A 16,971-nucleotide genomic window follows, 5' to 3' on the forward strand; every position below is an offset into this window, starting at 1 on the left:
GCCATAACATGCTAAAAAAAATGTTAAAACTAGTAAAATTTGTTTAAGTTCACGAAAAGGGTTTCCTTTTCATTTGACAAAAATGGCCTGGGAAATTATAATGTATAAGTCAAAGTCTGCCAATGTTTTTATTTAGATTTTCAGTGAAAGAGAGAAAAGCTATGATTCAGATTTATAAAACAGAAGACGGCCTGATTCAGCAAAAGGATGAGCTTTCTCCTGGTTCCTGGATCGCCCTTACCAATCCTACTGCCACAGAGATTCTGGAAATCGCCAATACCTGTAAAATCGATCCCGATGACTTAAGGGCTCCTCTTGATGAGGAAGAGCGTTCCCGTATCCAGATAGAGGATCATTACACGCTTATCCTGGTAGACGTTCCCACCATAGAGGAACGTGGCGGCAAAGACTGGTATGTTACCATACCAATGGGTATCATAACGACGGAAGATGCCATTATTACGGTCTGTCTGGAAGATACCACAGTTCTCAATGCATTTATGGACGGCAGGGTCAGGGATTTCCACACGTATATGAAAACCCGGTTTATCCTGCAGATCCTGTATAAGAATGCATCTTTGTATCTGCAATATTTAAGGATCATTGATAAAAAGAGCGGGGTGGTCGAAGAGAAGCTTCACAAATCCACTAAGAACCGGGAGCTTATCGAGCTTTTGGAACTGGAAAAGAGCCTTGTGTACTTTACCACATCCTTGCGCTCCAATGAGATGGTGCTTGAAAAACTGATGAGAAATGAAAAAATCAAAAAGTACCCGGAAGATACGGAGCTTTTGGAAGACGTCATTGTAGAAAACAAGCAGGCCATTGAGATGGCCAACATCTACAGCGGGATTTTAAGCGGAACCATGGATGCCTTTGCTTCCGTTATATCCAACAACTTAAATATTGTAATGAAGTTTCTGGCGACCATTACCATTGTTATGTCCATACCGACCATGGTGGCAAGCTTTTACGGAATGAATGTTAATTCCATGGGCATGCCTTTTGCGGATAATCCCCATGGTTTTGCCATTGTTTTAGGCCTGACGCTGGCCCTGACGCTGATTGTAGCGTGGATTTTCTCCAAAAAGGATCTGTTTTAATGCCAGTGAACCTGGTAAAAATAGAAAAGGATGAAATATCCTGCGGCTATACCTTTACACCCGGTAAAACGGGGTGCGCTGTACCTGAAAGGCGTGGGCAGAAAAGAGGAAAGCATGAAGTTTTTTTTAAATTTTGAACGCAGATTCAGAAAGTATGCGATTCCGAATCTGATGTACTATATTATCGGCATGTATGGTGTGGGACTCTTAATGGAGATGCTTGCACCGGGATTTTACTGGCAGTACCTGTCTCTTGACGCCGGGAAGATACTTGGCGGCCAGGTGTGGAGGATTGCCACCTTCATGATTTACCCGCCGGGCGGCGGCGTTTTCATGAGCCTGATCAGCATGTATTTATACTATATGCTGGGAGTGAATTTAGAGAGGATCTGGGGAGCATTCCGTTTTAATGTCTATTTCTTCATGGGAGTCATCGGCCATGTGGCGGCGGCGCTGGTCGTGTATATTTTCATGGGAAAGACGGTGTATCTTACGACGGAATTTCTCAATTATTCCCTGTTCTTTGCCTTTGCCGCCACATTTCCGGATCTGGAATTCCTTTTGTTTTTCGTGATGCCTATAAAAGCCAAGTGGCTGGCCATTTTTAACGGGATTTATTTCATGTATGGCTTTATCACTGGCAATATAGCGACCCGAGTCACGATATTCATGTCCTTATTGAACTTTATCCTCTTTTTCCTTTTGACAAGGAATTTAAGCCGGTTCAATCCGAAAGAGATCAAAAGAAAGCAGAATTTTCATAAGCAGATGAAGATAAAGCCCCAGGGCTGGACACACCACCGGTGCGCCGTATGCGGGCGGACCGAAAAGGACGCTCCAAACCTGGAATTCCGTTATTGTTCAAAATGCGAAGGCAGTTATGAATACTGTTCCGAGCATTTATATACACATAAACATGTAACACCGTCCAACCCCACAAACGGTGATACGACCAACTAGCTACGGAGGATAATAATGAAGAGAACCAAGATTATTTGCACCATGGGACCTAATACCAACGATCGCGCAATGATGAAGGCACTTGCCGAACATGGCATGGATGTGGCCAGATTCAACTTCTCACACGGTGATTATGAAGAGCAAAAGATGCGTCTTGATTCATTAAAGAGCATTCGCGAGGAACTTGACCTTCCGATTGCGGCGCTTCTTGATACAAAAGGACCGGAGATCCGTACCGGACTTTTGAAGGACGGCAAAAAGGTGAATCTGAAAGAGGGAGAAATCTATACCCTGACAACAGAAGAAATCGTTGGAGATGAAACAATAGGGCATATCAACTATGATGGCCTGAATGATGATGTAATCCCGGGAAACCGTATCCTCATTGACGATGGTCTGATCGAGCTGGTAGTCCTTGAGGTAAAGGGCAAGGAAATCACATGCAAGATCATTAACGGCGGCGAGCTGGGAGAGAGAAAAGGCGTAAACGTGCCCAATGTTAAGGTAAAGCTTCCTGCGCTTACAGATAAGGATAAAATGGATATAAAGTTCGGTATTGATCAGGGCTTTGACTTCATCGCAGCTTCCTTTGTCCGTACGGCTGATGCCATTTACGAAATCAAGAAAATACTGGATGAGTATGGTTCCAATATGGCTGTTATCGCAAGATTGAAAATGCCGAAGGCATTGAAAACCTGGACGAAATCATCGAAGCCAGCGACGGAATCATGGTTGCCCGCGGCGATATGGGAGTTGAGATCCCGGCCCAGGAGGTTCCATTTATCCAGAAGAGAATCATAGAAAAGTGTAATGAAGCCTGCAAGCCTGTTATTACGGCAACCCAGATGTTGGATTCCATGATCCGCAATCCCCGCCCAACCAGAGCGGAGGTAACGGACGTGGCAAATGCAGTTTATGACGGAACGGATGCAGTAATGCTTTCCGGCGAGACCGCTATGGGCAAGTATCCGGTTGAAGCTCTTTCCATGATGGCTTCCATCGTGGAGGAGACAGAAAAGCATCTGGATTACTGCGCATACAGAGAGCGTAAGGTTTCTGCAGTCAATGTGCATAATGTATCCAATGCCGTATGTTATTCTTCCGTTGCTACTGCTCATGATCTGGGAGCCAGTGCGATCGTGGCGCCAAGCATCACCGGCTTTACCACAAGGATGTTATCCAAATGGAGGCCGGAAAGCCAGATCATCGGCCTGTCACCAAGCGCTTCCGCCCTTCGCCAGATGCAGTTATACTGGGGTGTAAGGCCGTTCCATGCAAAACGTGCGGAGTCTACTGACGTTTTGATTTATTCCTCCATGGAACTGTTAAAGGCAAAAGGCATTGTAAAGGAAAATGAAACGGTAGTGGTTACTGCCGGGGTGGTAAATCCGGTGAGAAAGAATGAACCGGCAGCACATACAAACATTATGAGAGTAGTAACCGTAGACTGATTTTCACGAAAGCAATGAGCAGTGCGAAATAGGACTTAGGAAGATTTTCGTTGTGCTTGCACATAAGAAAATCTTCCTGTGGCCTATTTCATAGGGCAAATGCCCGTGAGCGAGTAAAGCCGCAGGCTTTGGGAGCGCGCACTGCGGATTACCCATACTATGAATATTTATACAAAAAAAAGTGTAGACAAAGGAGTCTATCCCCGGTACAATGTAGCTTACCAGCAGATGTGCCGGAGACAGGCTCTTTTTGCATATGGTAAGCTACGAGAGGAGAGAAACGCTATGGACAAGAGACCATTTGTTACCAGGGAGAAGTTAGAGGAAATCGTGAAAGAATATCCAACGCCTTTTCACATATACGATGAAAAAGGGATCAGGGAGAATGCCCGGAAGTTAAAGGAGGCATTTTCCTGGAATAAAGGATTCCGGGAGTATTTTGCGGTAAAGGCCACACCTAATCCATTTATCCTGAATATTTTAAAGGATTATGGGTGCGGAGCGGACTGCTCATCCATGACGGAGCTTATGATGTCCGACAGCCTGGGCTTCTCCGGTGACCATATCATGTTTTCTTCCAATGACACGCCTGCAGAGGAATTCCAGTATGCGGACAAAATCGGCGGCATCATCAACCTGGATGACATCACCCATATTGATTTCCTTAAGAAGCCATCGGCCATATTCCGGAGACCATCAGCTGCCGTTTTAATCCAGGCGGTATATTTAAGATCAGCAATGACATCATGGATAATCCGGGGGATTCCAAATATGGGATGACCACTGAGCAGATGTTTGAGGCTTTCCGGATATTGAAAGACAATGGAGCCAAAAATTTCGGAATTCATGCATTTTTAGCCAGCAACACGGTGACCAATGAATATTATCCCCTTCTTGCAAAGGTGCTTTTTGAACTTGCGGTAAAGCTTAAAAAAGAGACGGGAGCCCATATTGCTTTCATTAACCTGTCAGGCGGGATCGGAATTCCTTACCGTCCGGGAGAGGAGCCTAATGACATCAAGGCCATTGGAGAAGGTGTCAGAGAGGTCTATGAGGAAATTCTGGTGCCGGAAGGTATGGGGGATGTGGCAATTTACACGGAACTTGGACGCTTTATGCTGGGGCCTTACGGCGGACTGGTAACAAGGGCCATCCATGAGAAGCATACCCACAAAGAATACATCGGCGTGGATGCCTGTGCGGTGAACTTAATGAGGCCGGCCATGTATGGGGCCTACCATCATATCACTGTTATGGGGAAAGAGGGAGATGTGTGCAGCCATAAATACGATGTGGTGGGATCTCTTTGTGAAAACAATGACAAATTTGCCATTGACCGGAATCTTCCTGAGATATCTATAGGTGATCTGCTTTACATCCACGATACGGGGGCTCACGGCTTTGCATGGGATATAATTATAACGGGAAATTAAAATCTGCAGAACTGCTCTTAAAAGAAGATGGGTCCGTCCAGATGATCCGTAGGGCAGAGACTCCCAGGGATTATTTTGCTACCTTTGACTTCTGTGACGTTTTGAAAAATATAAAATATTAATAATTTTGTAAGAAAATATAAAAATAGGAGAGGCGGCTTCCGGGGATTCAGAAGCTCCTCTCTTATTTATGCGCGGCCAATGAGCCGAACAAATATGCTTGCATATTCATTTGGCGAATGCCCCGTCAGCTGAGAAAAACCCGCAAAGCGTGCTTTTTTCAGTTGAACAGAAAAATCCCTGTGCCACATGACACAGGGGAGATTTTTCTTAGGATTTTCGGATTTCAAAAAGGGTGAAAGGATATTTGATACATTGTGCATTTCTTATGTTATTAGTATAGCACACCGACTCTAGAAAAGTTTGTATATTGTTTGAATAGATTATGAAGATTTTCTTAATATCATTTTCCCGCAGAAAATATTTAAAAGAGAATGGAACGTGCCAGCCTGGTGAGCACCTTCTCACATCTCAGGATATCTTCACAGGGAACAAATTCATCCGGCTTATGGGCCAGTTCCAGATCACCGGGACCGTAGGACATGCAGTTAGGATTGTGGAGCTTACCTGCGATGACGGCGGTGTCGGTATAACCTGGGAAAAAGGAAACAGGCACCGGCTCCCCCGTAGTTTCCTCTGCAGCGGCCTTCAGGGCTTTTAATAAAGGAGAGCTTTCATCCTTTTCAATATAGGGCCTGTCGCCTGTAATCTCATAGGAAGCGGTGATTCCGGGGACAGCGGCGGCGGCTTCCCTGATGGCCTGTTCCACCATGGAGACGGCAGCAGCCGTATCCGTAGGAGGGACCAGACGCATGTCGATCCAGACCTTGCAGCGGTCAGGAACCACATAGGGGCGGTATCCTCCCTCGATCTGGCCGAATGTGACAGTAGATATGCCCAAATCCTCATGGGAAGGGCATTCTCCTATCCTGCGGCGTATGGCAGAAATGATCTCAGCATGGCGGCAATGGCGTCGGCTCCTTTCCAGGGAGTGCTTGCATGGGCGGTCACTCCGGTAACAGTGATTTCAAACCAGGTGCGCCCTTTGTGGGCAACCTGCATCTGCCCGTTGGTAGGCTCTGTATCCAGAACAAAGCTTTTTTTCCGTTACCCAGCCTTCCTTTATCACATCCTCAACTCCCCGCATAAAGTCTTCTTCATCAACAGTGCCGATGAAAACAAAGGAATGCCTGGGGATTTTTCCGGAGGCCGCTTCCTTTGCCATGGCGGAAAAGGCGGAGAGGGCACAGGCCAGTCCGGATTTCATGTCGCAGGCTCCCCGGCCGTAGATCCTTCCGTTTATGACCTCTGCTCCAAAGGGGTCTTTTGTCCAGCCATCTCCAATGGTCACAGTATCCATGTGGCAGATATAAACAAGGGCCGGGTCGTCAATTTCTCCTTTAATTTTTGCCATGATATTATAACGGCCCGGGAGGACCTCTTTTTTGATGACGGGAACAGACAGGGAAGAAAGCCAGTCAAAAATATATTTCCCAATATTTTTTTCGTATGCACCGGGATCCGTACTGTCAATGCGGATCAGGTTCTGTGTCAGCAAAGTGGCATCGGATCGATGATTTTCCATGATAATAATCTCCTTATTTGTTATTTTATCTCCATTATAGGAAGGGACAGGCAGAAAGTAAATGGTATTTGGCTAAAATCTTCCATTGTATTTCTGAGGAAAAGAAACCACTAGGGCCAAACCGGAATATCCTAATAAAAAAGGAATCAGGTAATGGACTGTGAATCAAGTAAGAGAAGCAATACACTGTGATGCTGCCCAGCGTATGGGCTTTACAGGACGTGGAATTGGAGTTGCAGTTCTCGATACGGGGATTTATCTTCATGAGGACTTTGAACATAGAATGGCGGCGTTTGTAGATATTGTACACCGCAGAAGGGATACCTATGACGATAACGGTCATGGAACCCATATTTCAGGAATCATCGCAGGGAGCGGCGGCGCTTCTAACGGAATGTATATGGGCGTTGCACCGGAGTGCCATATCATCATGCTTAAGGTATTGGATAAAAAAGGGAACGGCTATGCTTCCGATGTGCTTGCCGGACTTAAATGGATTCGTGACAACAAAGAAAGGTATGGGATCAGGATTGTAAATATTTCCGTTGGTTCCTTTTCGAAAAAAAGGAATGACAGAGAATTCTGTTCTTGTGCGGGGGGTAAATGCGGCATGGGATGACGGGCTGGTGGTCTGTGTGGCTGCAGGAAACATGGGACCGGGCATGAACACGATCACAACTCCGGGGATCAGCCGGAAAGTGATCACGGTAGGGTGCTCAGACGATTATAAAGAGGTCAATGTAATGGGAAACCGGATGATTGACTATTCCGGCAGAGGTCCCACCGGTGCCTGTATCTGCAAGCCGGAAATTATCGCACCGGGGGCGGGGATCATTAGCTGTGCCAATGAAGCGGGGCAGTACCTTGCCAAAAGCGGGACCTCCATGTCGACGCCTCTGGTCTCCGGGGCAATTGCACTTCTTCTTCAGAAATATCCCTATATGAGCAACCGGGATGTGAAGCTGATGTTAAGGGAGCGGGCAGTGGATCTTGGGCTTCCCATGAATCAGCAGGGCTGGGGGATGCTTGATGTGGAGAGGCTTCTGATGTAACAAGGTAATGTAGGAGTGCTGTCAGGGCTTCTGCGGGAGAACTTGCACCTGTGGAAGCCTTGATATTTTCTTGATAAATCAACAAAAAGGGGCTTTAGTAAAAATAATTTTAAAGACGGATAAATCAAGGACTGGGAGTTTATTATACTGCTGGGAACTGAAAGAATAAGGGGTGTTTTTATATGTAAAAAGATTTGATCAGCTGACAGATTCATGATAAAATAACTTTGTGTAACAAGAAAGAAAGATAAGGATGCAAAGTTGTGAGCCCTCTGTTATAAAAAGAAGGGTGATGCCTATGAGCATGATGGAAATACTGACATTATTGCTTGTGATATTTACGGCGTTGTCATACATAGACAATAAATACAACAAAAATAGCATCCTCTACGCCCAAAGTTTAGGATGCTATTTTTAAAATTCTCTACAGAGGGCATCAGATTTTGTATCTGAGCCTCTTTCTAACTTGATTATACACAGGGCACTTGAAAATTTCAAGTGCCTTTTAATATTTTTCTCATTATTCGTCTTAAATTTGAAGGGGCAAAGGCCCCTCAGAAGGAGAATGTCCCATGGTATGATATATCCCCCTTAAAATAGCTTGCAGCCATCTTTCATATATGCTATAGTAGCCTTGAAGTCAGGAGGTGCTCCGCCTTCCTTTTCATTCAGTTTCAGGCGTTTCGCCACCATTTTCCTAAAGATCAGGAATCAATTTCAGCCGGACAGGCCAGGAGTGTGATGCGTATTGAGCTTAGAAGTATAAAAATCTGGTTGACATTTACCCGGAAGTATACTATTATTATAAATAGAAAAAGAACGTTTGTTCGCGTCGGAGGATAATATGAATAAAGATGATAAGCTAAAGGCGCTTGATGCCGCCCTTACTCAGATAGAAAAGGCATATGGAAAAGGCTCTGTTATGAAGCTGGGCGACTCAGGCACAAATATGAATGTGGAGACAGTTCCTACGGGGGCATTAAGCTTGATATCGCTCTTGGCCTGGGAGGGATCCCCAAAGGAAGAGTTGTGGAAATCTATGGACCGGAATCCAGTGGTAAGACCACCGTTGCCCTTCATATGATCGCAGAGGTTCAGAAGAGAGGCGGTATCGCAGGATTTATTGACGCGGAGCATGCACTTGATCCTGTTTACGCCAAGAACATAGGAGTGGATATTGATAACCTTTATATTTCCCAGCCGGATAACGGGGAGCAGGCATTAGAGATCACGGAAACCATGGTCCGTTCCGGGGCTGTTGATATTGTAATCGTGGACTCGGTTGCAGCCCTTGTACCAAAGGCAGAGATCGAAGGAGATATGGGTGATTCCCATGTGGGCCTTCAGGCGCGTCTGATGTCCCAGGCTCTTAGAAAGCTGACGGCCATCATCAGCAAGTCCAATTGTATTGTTCTCTTCATCAACCAGCTCCGTGAAAAGGTGGGAGTGATGTTTGGAAGCCCTGAGACTACCACAGGAGGACGTGCCCTTAAGTTTTACGCGTCTGTTCGCCTGGATATCCGTAAGATCGAGACCTTGAAGCAGGGTGGAGATATAGTAGGAAACCGGGTCCGCGTAAAGGTTGTGAAGAATAAGATCGCACCGCCCTTTAAGGAGGCAGAGTTTGACATCATGTTCGGCAAAGGTATTTCCAAGGAAGGAGATGTCCTGGATCTGGCTGTAAAAGAGAATATCGTGGAAAAGAGCGGAGCATGGTTTGCTTATAATAACGTTAAGATCGGCCAGGGACGTGAGAATGCCAAGACCTATCTTCAGGATAATCCGGCTGTTTGCCTGGAGGTCGAGAACAAGGTCCGTATAAATTATGGACTTCATGAAGAAGGCAGCATAACGCCGGAGGGTACTGGTTCAGCTGCCCCAAAGGAAAGCAAGAGGATTAAGGCAGAAGAAAGCAAGGATCAGGCTTCTAAGGAATAATTCCAGGAAGTATTTTACCGGCGGGTTCATGAACACCGGAATAGGTAAATAAGTATAATAAGGTGCATATATGACAGTTACAGAGATAGTGCCCGTTGATAAACGCAGGAGTAAAGTCATTCTGGAGGAAGACTTTACTCTTGTCCTTTATCGAGGGGAAATCAGAAAATTTGGAATTGAGGAAGGAAAGCCGCTTTCAGAGGAAACTTATCAGGTGATCCTTAAAGAGGTTTTGTTTAAAAGGGCCAGGGAGAGGGTCCTTTTCCTTCTGAAATCCTCAGATAAGACGGAACAGGAACTGAGACGGAAATTAAAAGACGGAGGATATCCGAAAGAGGCTGCCGATTACGCCATAGATTTTTAAAAAGCATAATTTTATCAATGATCAGGACTATGGACGCAGATACGTGGAGTTCAATTCAGGACGGAAAAGCGAACGGCAGATTCGGTACGAGCTGCAGAGAAAAGGACTGGACAAAGAGGTGATCCAGGAGCTCCTTAGTGAACAGCCAGTAGATGAGGTGGCACAGATACAGAACTATGTGAAAAAGAAGTGCTTAAACCCGGAAGAAATGGACTTTAAACAGCGAAGCAAAATGATGGCGGCATTGGGAAGAAAAGGTTTTTCCTATGACGCCATAAGCCGTGTTTTAGGCGGCATTTATAGTGATGACTGACAACAAGGAAAATGTGTATAAGTATACCGGAAACAGGGGCGAAATACTTGACATAATGTATAAAACAGTTTAAAATTGTAGTGTTGTATTGTTGTACAATGAAAATCAAATAAGGAGGTGCTCCTGTGTCAGTATCAGTATTCACGGCTGCAGTGATTGCAATCGTCGCATCAGTAGTAGTTGCTTTTATTGCCTGGTCTGCTGCCATCGCATATCGTAAAAATGCTTACGAAAGCAAGATTGGCTCTGCAGAAGAAAAATCCCGGGAAATAATAGATGAAGCATTAAAGACCGCTGAGACAAAGAAGCGCGAAGCTCTCCTTGAGGCAAAAGAAGAGTCTTTAAAGACTAAGAATGAACTGGAGAAGGAAACCAGGGAAAGAAGAGCTGAGCTTCAACGTTATGAAAGAAGAGTACTAAACAAGGAAGAAAACCTGGACAAGAAGTCCGAGGCTATGGAAAAACGCGAAGCAGGTCTGGCTGCTCGAGAGGACGCCCTGAATAAGAGAAATACCGAAGTGGAATCTCTCTATGAAAAAGGCATTCAGGAACTGGAAAAAAATTTCCGGACTTACCTCCGAACAGGCAAAAGAATATCTTTTAAAATCTGTTGAAGATGACGTAAAACATGACACTGCGAAATTAATTAAGGAACTTGACAACAAAGCAAAAGAAGAAGCTGAGAAAAAAGCAAAAGAATATGTGGTGACAGCCATTCAGAGATGTGCTGCTGACCATGTGGCAGAAACTACAGTTTCTGTTGTGCAGCTTCCCAATGATGAGATGAAAGGAAGAATCATCGGAAGGGAAGGCCGTAACATTCGTACGTTAGAGACCCTTACGGGCGTGGAACTCATTATTGACGATACCCCTGAGGCAGTTGTTTTATCCGGATTTGATCCGGTTCGTAGAGAAGTAGCCAGAATCGCATTGGAACGCCTTATTGTGGATGGACGGATCCATCCTGCAAGAATTGAAGAAATGGTGGAAAAGGCACAAAAAGAGGTAGAAACCAATATGCGTGAAGAAGGAGAAGCCGCTGCCCTTGAAGTGGGCATTCACGGACTTCATCCGGAACTCATCAGATTGCTGGGTAAACTGAAATACAGGACAAGCTACGGACAGAATGCCTTAAAGCATTCCATGGAGGTGGCCCAATTGTCAGGGCTGTTGGCCGGAGAGATCGGCCTTGATATCCGCATGGCCAAGCGTGCCGGTTTACTACATGACATCGGAAAAGCCGTTGACCATGAGATGGAAGGTTCTCATATTCAGCTGGGTGTGGAGTTATGTAAGAAATATAAGGAATCTGCAATCGTGCTGAACACTGTGGAATCTCATCATGGCGATGTTGAACCTCAGAGCCTTATCGCTTGCATTGTCCAGGCAGCAGACACTATTTCTGCAGCAAGGCCTGGAGCAAGAAGAGAGACTCTGGAGACATATACAAACAGATTAAAACAGTTAGAAGATATTACCAACTCCTTTAAGGGAGTGGACAAGTCCTTTGCCATCCAGGCAGGACGCGAAGTTCGGATCATGGTGGTTCCGGAGCAGATTAACGATGACGATATGGTGCTTTTAGCCCGTGATATTTCCAAGAAGATTGAAGAATCCATGGAATACCCGGGACAGATCAAGGTCAACGTGATCCGGGAGTCCAGAGTTACAGATTACGCAAAATAAGATAATGCCCTAAAACCGTAGAAGCTATATTCTGGCGGGATTAGGGCATTTTTTGTTTTTTCAACGCTAATTGGCGTATGCAGATAAAGATTAGTCAGGTGAAGCTTAAAATTATCTGGGATTCTTTAAAAGCAGCATATCTTCTCCTGCTTTTAATTCAAATTGATAGCAGCCGTTTTTCAATGTTTCATATTTCATTTCCTGATTTGACTCTATTACAAACCCTTCTTTGAAATTAGGATTTAGGATTAGTGGTTCTCCGGCTATGCTTTTTATATATACAAATTCCGTTTCACCATCGGTGTACCTGGCTGATACCTCAAAACCGCCCTCTGCCAGCAGTCCATAAAATTCTGCATGATTCCATACATCTGGCATTGCAGGGAAAATTTTTATTTTATCTCCGTGGCACTGCATTAACATATAGTGGATGGATTCGTTTGCTGAAAGGGGCGTTTCAATAACGGGCCCGCCGCCTTCTGTGTAAAGGGTATTTGGATTTAAGAAATCTTTCAGGCCGCTTAATCGCTTATATGCGTAATTGCCATCACCCAATGCTGCTAACATAGCAGCGCTTCCGGTAAAGGAATATCCTTGCAGATATTCCGGCATACTCATCCAGGTTTTTATTGACTTTTCAATAACCTTTCGTTCTGCTTCCTTATCTTCGCTTACTATGTGAAGCGGGAAAAACTGTAATAAGTGGGAATAATGGCGATGGGATACGGTAAGTGGCAAATCCTTTCCGATCGTATAGCCTGTTTCATCCATGGAGTAATCTGTCAGGTTTGCAAGGTGTTCTGTCCAGGTATCCATAAGGGGTTCGTCATCAATGCCCAGTTTTTTTGCTGATTCAATCAAAGTAATAAGCGCCCATCGGAACAAGGCAAGGTCATAGTTGGCATCTCTGACAGGATTTGAGGTAGGATCAATGGGACCGGGATATTCCGGTGAACTAGTCATAGGCAGATGCCACTTGCCATCCTCTTTTTTATAGGTGATCCTTAGGTAACTGTTTGCAGCTTTTTTTAAGCATAGGATAGAACCTTTTTAAAATATCCTGATCCATAGTACTTTTATAATACCGATATACACAATGGAGCGCCCAGGTAATGTTGCCAAGCTCGAATATAATGACGCGTTCCGGATTTTCTTCCATGATATCCTCATAAGAAGGCATATAAGATTTCATGTCACATCCGGCTGAACGTCCGATAAACCAGCCGTCATGGATTCCCAATGGCTTTGCATTTTCCGAAAGCGTTCCGTCATAGTGCTCCAAAGTATCTATGAGAGATTCCATCAGCTCTAAATGATTTGCTTTCTGCATAGAGGAATAAATAAGCTGGACATTTAAATTCCACCATGCGGCCGGCCATGCGCTTAGAGTCGGCCATACACCCATATTATCAATGACATGAAGATTGCCCGGCCTGGTACAGCAGCCCAGCTTATATAGCTGCATGAGATAAAACCTTTCCCAATACTTTTCAGGTAATTTTACGATGCTTTTCCTGTAGAAATCTTCCCAATGCTTCTGGTGGCTTCTGTATATTTCTTTTAAATCAATTGCCATGACCTGTTTGATTTCTTCTCCTGCTTCTTTTTCTGATGTGAATCCATGCCGGCTGAATCCTATTGATATATACCATATCCTGTGGTTATTACCTGCTTCTTTTGATGCAAGGCCTATAGAAAACTGCCCTTCTGGAGATAAGGACTCATTAAGGATTTTCTGATTATAAATTTCAATGTTATCTGCCATTTTTCGCTCTGCTGCCGGAGGAAAATACCTTTCCGGTACTTCATGAGCTTTTGCGGCATGGTGTTTTAAGGTCATGCCATGGCTTGGGACATATGACAGATCAAACTCAACTTCACCTTCCCATTCAGCATCAATGATGATGCAGTCTTTTATTGCATACGCAATACTGGAGTATTTCAGGATTCCTTTATCTGTTTCAATTACTCCATCAACCTCTGCTTTGCGCAGTGAGATGGATAAGCTTTCTTTTTTGATGGGATTTTTTACTTCAAGAATAACATCCCCAAGGGAAAGCCGCTGTTGTAAACAGCCTAACTCTGGGCAGTTGGTTGGCCCGTCTATGTCACCCCGGCCGATTCCCCACCTCATGGAGTTGATGCTGTTTTTGTAAATATTCGCACCGATTAAACCGTTGCCGATCAGTCCGCCATTTCCCCAATCTTTTGGGATATGAGCGATTCTGTCATTGATTATTTCCCGTATAGTTCCTCCGTGATATTTTAGATTATCCCAAACAAAATCATAGCTGTCTAAAAATGCCTTTAAATCCAGTGTGTTTCTAAATTCACGGATCTGCTCTCTTAACATGTTTTTCTTCCTTCTTTCTTTTTTTTGTTTTTGCTAAATGTTTATCGCTTATATAGTTGTTACTTTAGGTTTTATTCCAAATAGTCCCAGGAAGCAGTTGACAAAATTTCTTGATGGAGACAGTACCTCAATAACAATACTTGCAAGGACAATCCATGAAATGAAATAAGGCATATATGTAGTTATCTGCGCTGCCTTTTTAATTTAACATTTTTTTATTTCATTAAACAACAATGTTAAGATAATTGGTACGGGAAAATCGAAAATTATTTTTTTAAAAGCCAATAATATTAGTATTTCTGGAGCTTATTCTCCTTTGCATATGGACTATTAAAAATACCAGGATTAAACTTGAAAGCTTTAAATGCCAGAATAATGTCTGTCATGGGTGCATATAGGAAGATAGATAATTGAGGAGTACAGGAGACAGCATGGTGATAAGCGGCCAGTGTCTTTAGTATTGCTCTGCCAATGTCAAGGTTCTGACCGGTGAAAAGCTTAACTCGGACTTTTCTTTATTTTTCATATGATCCATAACGGATTCCCCATCTCTGCGTTAAATTCATTTTTAATAATAGAAACGCCCATCTTATTATTAAACAAGTCTACGAATTCGTCAAATGAAATAATATCACTTTTGCCAGTAATAATATTAGTATAAGTGTCCAATGTTTTGCTAAAAGCATCATCAGTTTTCTTGGTTATGAAACACCATCCTATTTTACAAAAATTTTCAAAAATAAGTATGGTGTTACGCCTTCTCAGTATAAAAAAGAGTATACAAAGGCAATATAGTTTTAAATGTTTTTCTTGAATATAGCTAAGATTTGATGTATTATAATATATATGCCCTTTTTTTCAGACCGGTCTGAGGTCGGAAAGATACTTAAACTTAAGAAATCCCGGGGCAGGTTATAGATTATGCGAAGTAAAATAATGCCTTAAAACCGTATAATAATCTGAATGCGGCTTTAGGGCATATTTCATGTCAGGAGGATGATACGTGAATCGAAGGATAAAAGTACTGATTAGCTGCATATTGGTTAGTCAGCTGTTTCTTATGACTGTATTTGGCGCACCGGACTGGCCGTCTGATACAGGCATCCAGCGGAAGCCGGGATTGTGATAGACGGGGATTCAGGAGCCGTTATTTTCGGCCAGAATATCCATGCACCCTATCCGCCGGCCAGCATAACGAAAATTTTGACTGCCCTTATTGTTTTGGAGAACGCAAAACTTGACGACATGGTGACCTTTTCAAAGGATTCCATTTACAATGTGGAAGAGGGCAGCGGAAATAAATTAAATGTGGATACAGGAGACAAGCTTTCTGTTGAAGACTGTCTTTATTCTCTGATTCTCCATTCCTGCAACCAGGCAGCCAATGCTCTTGCAGAGCATGTGGCAGGAAGCAGAGAGGAATTTGTCCGCATGATGAATGACAGGATCAAAGAGCTTGGCTGTACAGAAAGCCATTTTGACAATCCTTCAGGCCTTAACGGAGATACACAGTATGTGACTGCCTATGATATGGCGCTCATAGCAAAGGCGGCTTACAGCAATAAGAAGCTTGTGGAGATCAGCTCTGCGATCAGCTATAATATCCCTCCCACTTCCAATAATCCGGAGGGGCTTACCATTTACAACGAGCACCGTCTGGTTAAGACCAAGGATCCAAAGAATGAGTTTTACTGTCCGTCGGCAGTGGCCGGAAAGACCGGATATCTGATTAAGGCCGGAAATACCGTTGTTACCTATGGGGAGCAGGATGGAAAAAGGCTTATTTCCGTCATTTTAAAGGGAAGCCCCAAGCAATATTTTATCGATGGAAAAGCTCTTCTGGAATTTGGCTTCGGCCGTTTTGATAATATCCCTGTTACAGGAAATGAAACCAGCTATATAACAGGGGAAGATCCTGTTGAAATTAACGGCACATCTTATAAACCCTCTGATCTGGAATTGGAACCGGACCGCGTCATAACCCTTCCTAAGGGCGCTGAGTTTTCTCAGGCGGATAAAACTCTGGTGACGGAGCTTCCTCAGGGAAGCCCTAAAAAGGCGGTTGCCATGATCCAGTATACCTACAATGACAGAAAGGTGGGCCAGGCCTACTTAATGGAAAAGAAAGGTCCAGAGCCAACGAGCCAGGAATCGGAACAGGGAACAACAGATGGTAAACCTGCGGAATCAGAAGCAAATTCAGAAGGCAATAAAAAGTCATCTGGGAAAAAGGGCAGCAGAGTGCTTGCTGCAGCAGGAATTGCGGCCTTTCTTGGACTGGCAGGCGGCGGAACCGGATTTTTTATTTATTTTAAACGGAAAGAGGCCAGAGAGATCGCTCTCCGACGAGAAGAGAGAAGGCGGCGTTTAAAAGCGGAAGGATCAGAAGAAGCATTTGAGCGGATTTTAAAGCAGCGCCGGAATAAAAAGAGAAAATAAGAATAAAAGAAAATGAAAAGGACCAGCTGGGGAAGCTGGTCCTTTTTCGGAGAAGGTATTTCGTTTCTTATGGGGTGTAGCAAAAACTATATAATGTATTGGGGGGGGGTTACATTTAATAATATAACTCATTTTTCTGAAAAAGTGTCAACAAACATTTATTAAATTTTAAAATTTAAAAATTGTAGCTATTATTCTCTCTGTATTATCCGGCCGGTTGTGGAAAAAAAACAT

Annotated in this window: 14 protein-coding genes and 4 pseudogenes; 13 read left to right on the top strand and 5 right to left on the bottom strand. The window is 43.9% G+C overall.

Annotated features, from left to right (window positions below; translation table 11 throughout):
- Nucleotides 1-161 precede the first annotated feature (161 nt).
- From JCM10519_RS23165 to JCM10519_RS23180, 4 genes and pseudogenes are all read left to right on the top strand, one after another.
- Nucleotides 162-1,103: a CorA family divalent cation transporter gene (locus JCM10519_RS23165; RefSeq protein ID WP_054742188.1), complete on the top strand. Its 942-nt coding sequence runs from the start codon at nt 162-164 to the stop codon at nt 1,101-1,103.
- A gap of 114 nt (nt 1,104-1,217) precedes the next feature.
- Entirely contained in the window at nt 1,218-2,063 is an 846-nt protein-coding gene (locus JCM10519_RS23170) for a hypothetical protein (protein WP_054742189.1), read from the top strand.
- A 15-nt stretch (nt 2,064-2,078) separates the two neighbouring features.
- Nucleotides 2,079-3,514, top strand: a pseudogene (gene pyk / locus JCM10519_RS23175) (pyruvate kinase).
- Between the two features lie 285 nt (nt 3,515-3,799).
- Nucleotides 3,800-5,069, top strand: a pseudogene (locus JCM10519_RS23180) (diaminopimelate decarboxylase).
- A 362-nt stretch (nt 5,070-5,431) separates the two neighbouring features.
- Here JCM10519_RS23180 and JCM10519_RS33255 read toward each other — a convergent pair.
- From JCM10519_RS33255 to JCM10519_RS33265, 3 genes are read right to left on the bottom strand one after another with little or no spacing between them, the layout of a single operon-like run.
- Nucleotides 5,432-5,995 carry a M20/M25/M40 family metallo-hydrolase gene (locus JCM10519_RS33255; RefSeq protein WP_347845247.1) on the bottom strand — a complete coding sequence of 188 codons (564 nt, stop codon included), beginning with the start codon at nt 5,993-5,995 and terminating at the stop codon, nt 5,432-5,434.
- Nucleotides 5,932-6,069 carry a peptidase dimerization domain-containing protein gene (locus tag JCM10519_RS33260; protein WP_347845238.1) on the bottom strand — a complete coding sequence of 46 codons (138 nt, stop codon included), beginning with the start codon at nt 6,067-6,069 and terminating at the stop codon, nt 5,932-5,934. The genes JCM10519_RS33255 and JCM10519_RS33260 overlap by 64 nt, the downstream gene beginning before the upstream one ends.
- A complete protein-coding gene (locus JCM10519_RS33265; RefSeq protein ID WP_347845239.1) occupies nt 6,035-6,592 on the bottom strand; it encodes a M20/M25/M40 family metallo-hydrolase in 558 nt (185 codons plus the stop codon). Before JCM10519_RS33265 ends, JCM10519_RS33260 begins: the two co-directional genes overlap by 35 nt.
- A gap of 160 nt (nt 6,593-6,752) precedes the next feature.
- Here JCM10519_RS33265 and JCM10519_RS33270 point away from each other — a divergent pair, with 160 nt between their 5' ends.
- The 6 genes and pseudogenes from JCM10519_RS33270 (at nt 6,753) to rny (ending at nt 11,945) form a co-directional block, all read left to right on the top strand.
- Entirely contained in the window at nt 6,753-7,211 is a 459-nt protein-coding gene (locus JCM10519_RS33270; RefSeq protein ID WP_347845240.1) for a S8 family serine peptidase, read from the top strand.
- A complete protein-coding gene (locus JCM10519_RS33275) occupies nt 7,162-7,644 on the top strand; it encodes a S8 family serine peptidase (RefSeq protein WP_347845241.1) in 483 nt (160 codons plus the stop codon). Before JCM10519_RS33270 ends, JCM10519_RS33275 begins: the two co-directional genes overlap by 50 nt.
- A 922-nt stretch (nt 7,645-8,566) precedes the next feature.
- Nucleotides 8,567-9,582 (top strand): annotated as a pseudogene (gene recA / locus JCM10519_RS23195) (recombinase RecA).
- 70 nt (nt 9,583-9,652) lie between these two features.
- Nucleotides 9,653-9,946, top strand: a complete 294-nt coding sequence (locus JCM10519_RS33280; protein ID WP_347845242.1) for a hypothetical protein — start codon at nt 9,653-9,655, stop codon at nt 9,944-9,946.
- A 43-nt stretch (nt 9,947-9,989) separates the two neighbouring features.
- Complete coding sequence (locus JCM10519_RS33285) at nt 9,990-10,259, top strand: regulatory protein RecX (RefSeq protein ID WP_347845243.1); 270 nt, start codon at nt 9,990-9,992, stop codon at nt 10,257-10,259.
- A gap of 125 nt (nt 10,260-10,384) precedes the next feature.
- A pseudogene (gene rny / locus JCM10519_RS23205) lies at nt 10,385-11,945 on the top strand (ribonuclease Y).
- A 111-nt stretch (nt 11,946-12,056) separates the two neighbouring features.
- On the opposite strand, the gene JCM10519_RS23210 reads toward rny, so the two are convergent.
- Nucleotides 12,057-12,908 (bottom strand): glycoside hydrolase family 95-like protein, encoded by an 852-nt coding sequence (locus tag JCM10519_RS23210; RefSeq protein WP_054742194.1) that lies wholly within the window; start codon nt 12,906-12,908, stop codon nt 12,057-12,059.
- A 28-nt stretch (nt 12,909-12,936) separates the two neighbouring features.
- Nucleotides 12,937-14,298 carry a hypothetical protein gene (locus JCM10519_RS23215; RefSeq protein WP_054742195.1) on the bottom strand — a complete coding sequence of 454 codons (1,362 nt, stop codon included), beginning with the start codon at nt 14,296-14,298 and terminating at the stop codon, nt 12,937-12,939.
- Nucleotides 14,299-14,985: 687 nt separating this feature from the next.
- Here JCM10519_RS23215 and JCM10519_RS33290 point away from each other — a divergent pair.
- The 3 genes from JCM10519_RS33290 (at nt 14,986) to JCM10519_RS23220 (ending at nt 16,737) form a co-directional block, all read left to right on the top strand.
- Nucleotides 14,986-15,093, top strand: coding sequence for an AraC family transcriptional regulator (locus JCM10519_RS33290; RefSeq protein ID WP_347845248.1), 108 nt, complete (start codon nt 14,986-14,988; stop codon nt 15,091-15,093).
- Nucleotides 15,094-15,301: 208 nt separating this feature from the next.
- A complete protein-coding gene (locus JCM10519_RS33295) occupies nt 15,302-15,424 on the top strand; it encodes a hypothetical protein (RefSeq protein ID WP_347845244.1) in 123 nt (40 codons plus the stop codon).
- Entirely contained in the window at nt 15,421-16,737 is a 1,317-nt protein-coding gene (locus tag JCM10519_RS23220) for a D-alanyl-D-alanine carboxypeptidase family protein (RefSeq protein ID WP_347845245.1), read from the top strand. The genes JCM10519_RS33295 and JCM10519_RS23220 overlap by 4 nt, the downstream gene beginning before the upstream one ends.
- The last annotated feature ends 234 nt before the right edge of the window (nt 16,738-16,971 follow it).

It is taken from the genome of Clostridium sp. NkU-1 (assembly GCA_001312405.1).

Coding starts and splice junctions, on each gene's coding strand:
- JCM10519_RS23165 (WP_054742188.1), top strand. CDS start 162: ATGATTCAGATTTATAAAACAGAAGACGGCCTGATTCAGCAAAAGGAT.
- JCM10519_RS23170 (WP_054742189.1), top strand. CDS start 1,218: ATGAAGTTTTTTTTAAATTTTGAACGCAGATTCAGAAAGTATGCGATT.
- JCM10519_RS33260 (WP_347845238.1), bottom strand. CDS start 6,069: ATGCAGGTTGCCCACAAAGGGCGCACCTGGTTTGAAATCACTGTTACC.
- JCM10519_RS33265 (WP_347845239.1), bottom strand. CDS start 6,592: ATGGAAAATCATCGATCCGATGCCACTTTGCTGACACAGAACCTGATC.
- JCM10519_RS33275 (WP_347845241.1), top strand. CDS start 7,162: ATGACAGAGAATTCTGTTCTTGTGCGGGGGGTAAATGCGGCATGGGAT.
- JCM10519_RS33280 (WP_347845242.1), top strand. CDS start 9,653: ATGACAGTTACAGAGATAGTGCCCGTTGATAAACGCAGGAGTAAAGTC.
- JCM10519_RS23210 (WP_054742194.1), bottom strand. CDS start 12,908: ATGACTAGTTCACCGGAATATCCCGGTCCCATTGATCCTACCTCAAAT.
- JCM10519_RS23215 (WP_054742195.1), bottom strand. CDS start 14,298: ATGTTAAGAGAGCAGATCCGTGAATTTAGAAACACACTGGATTTAAAG.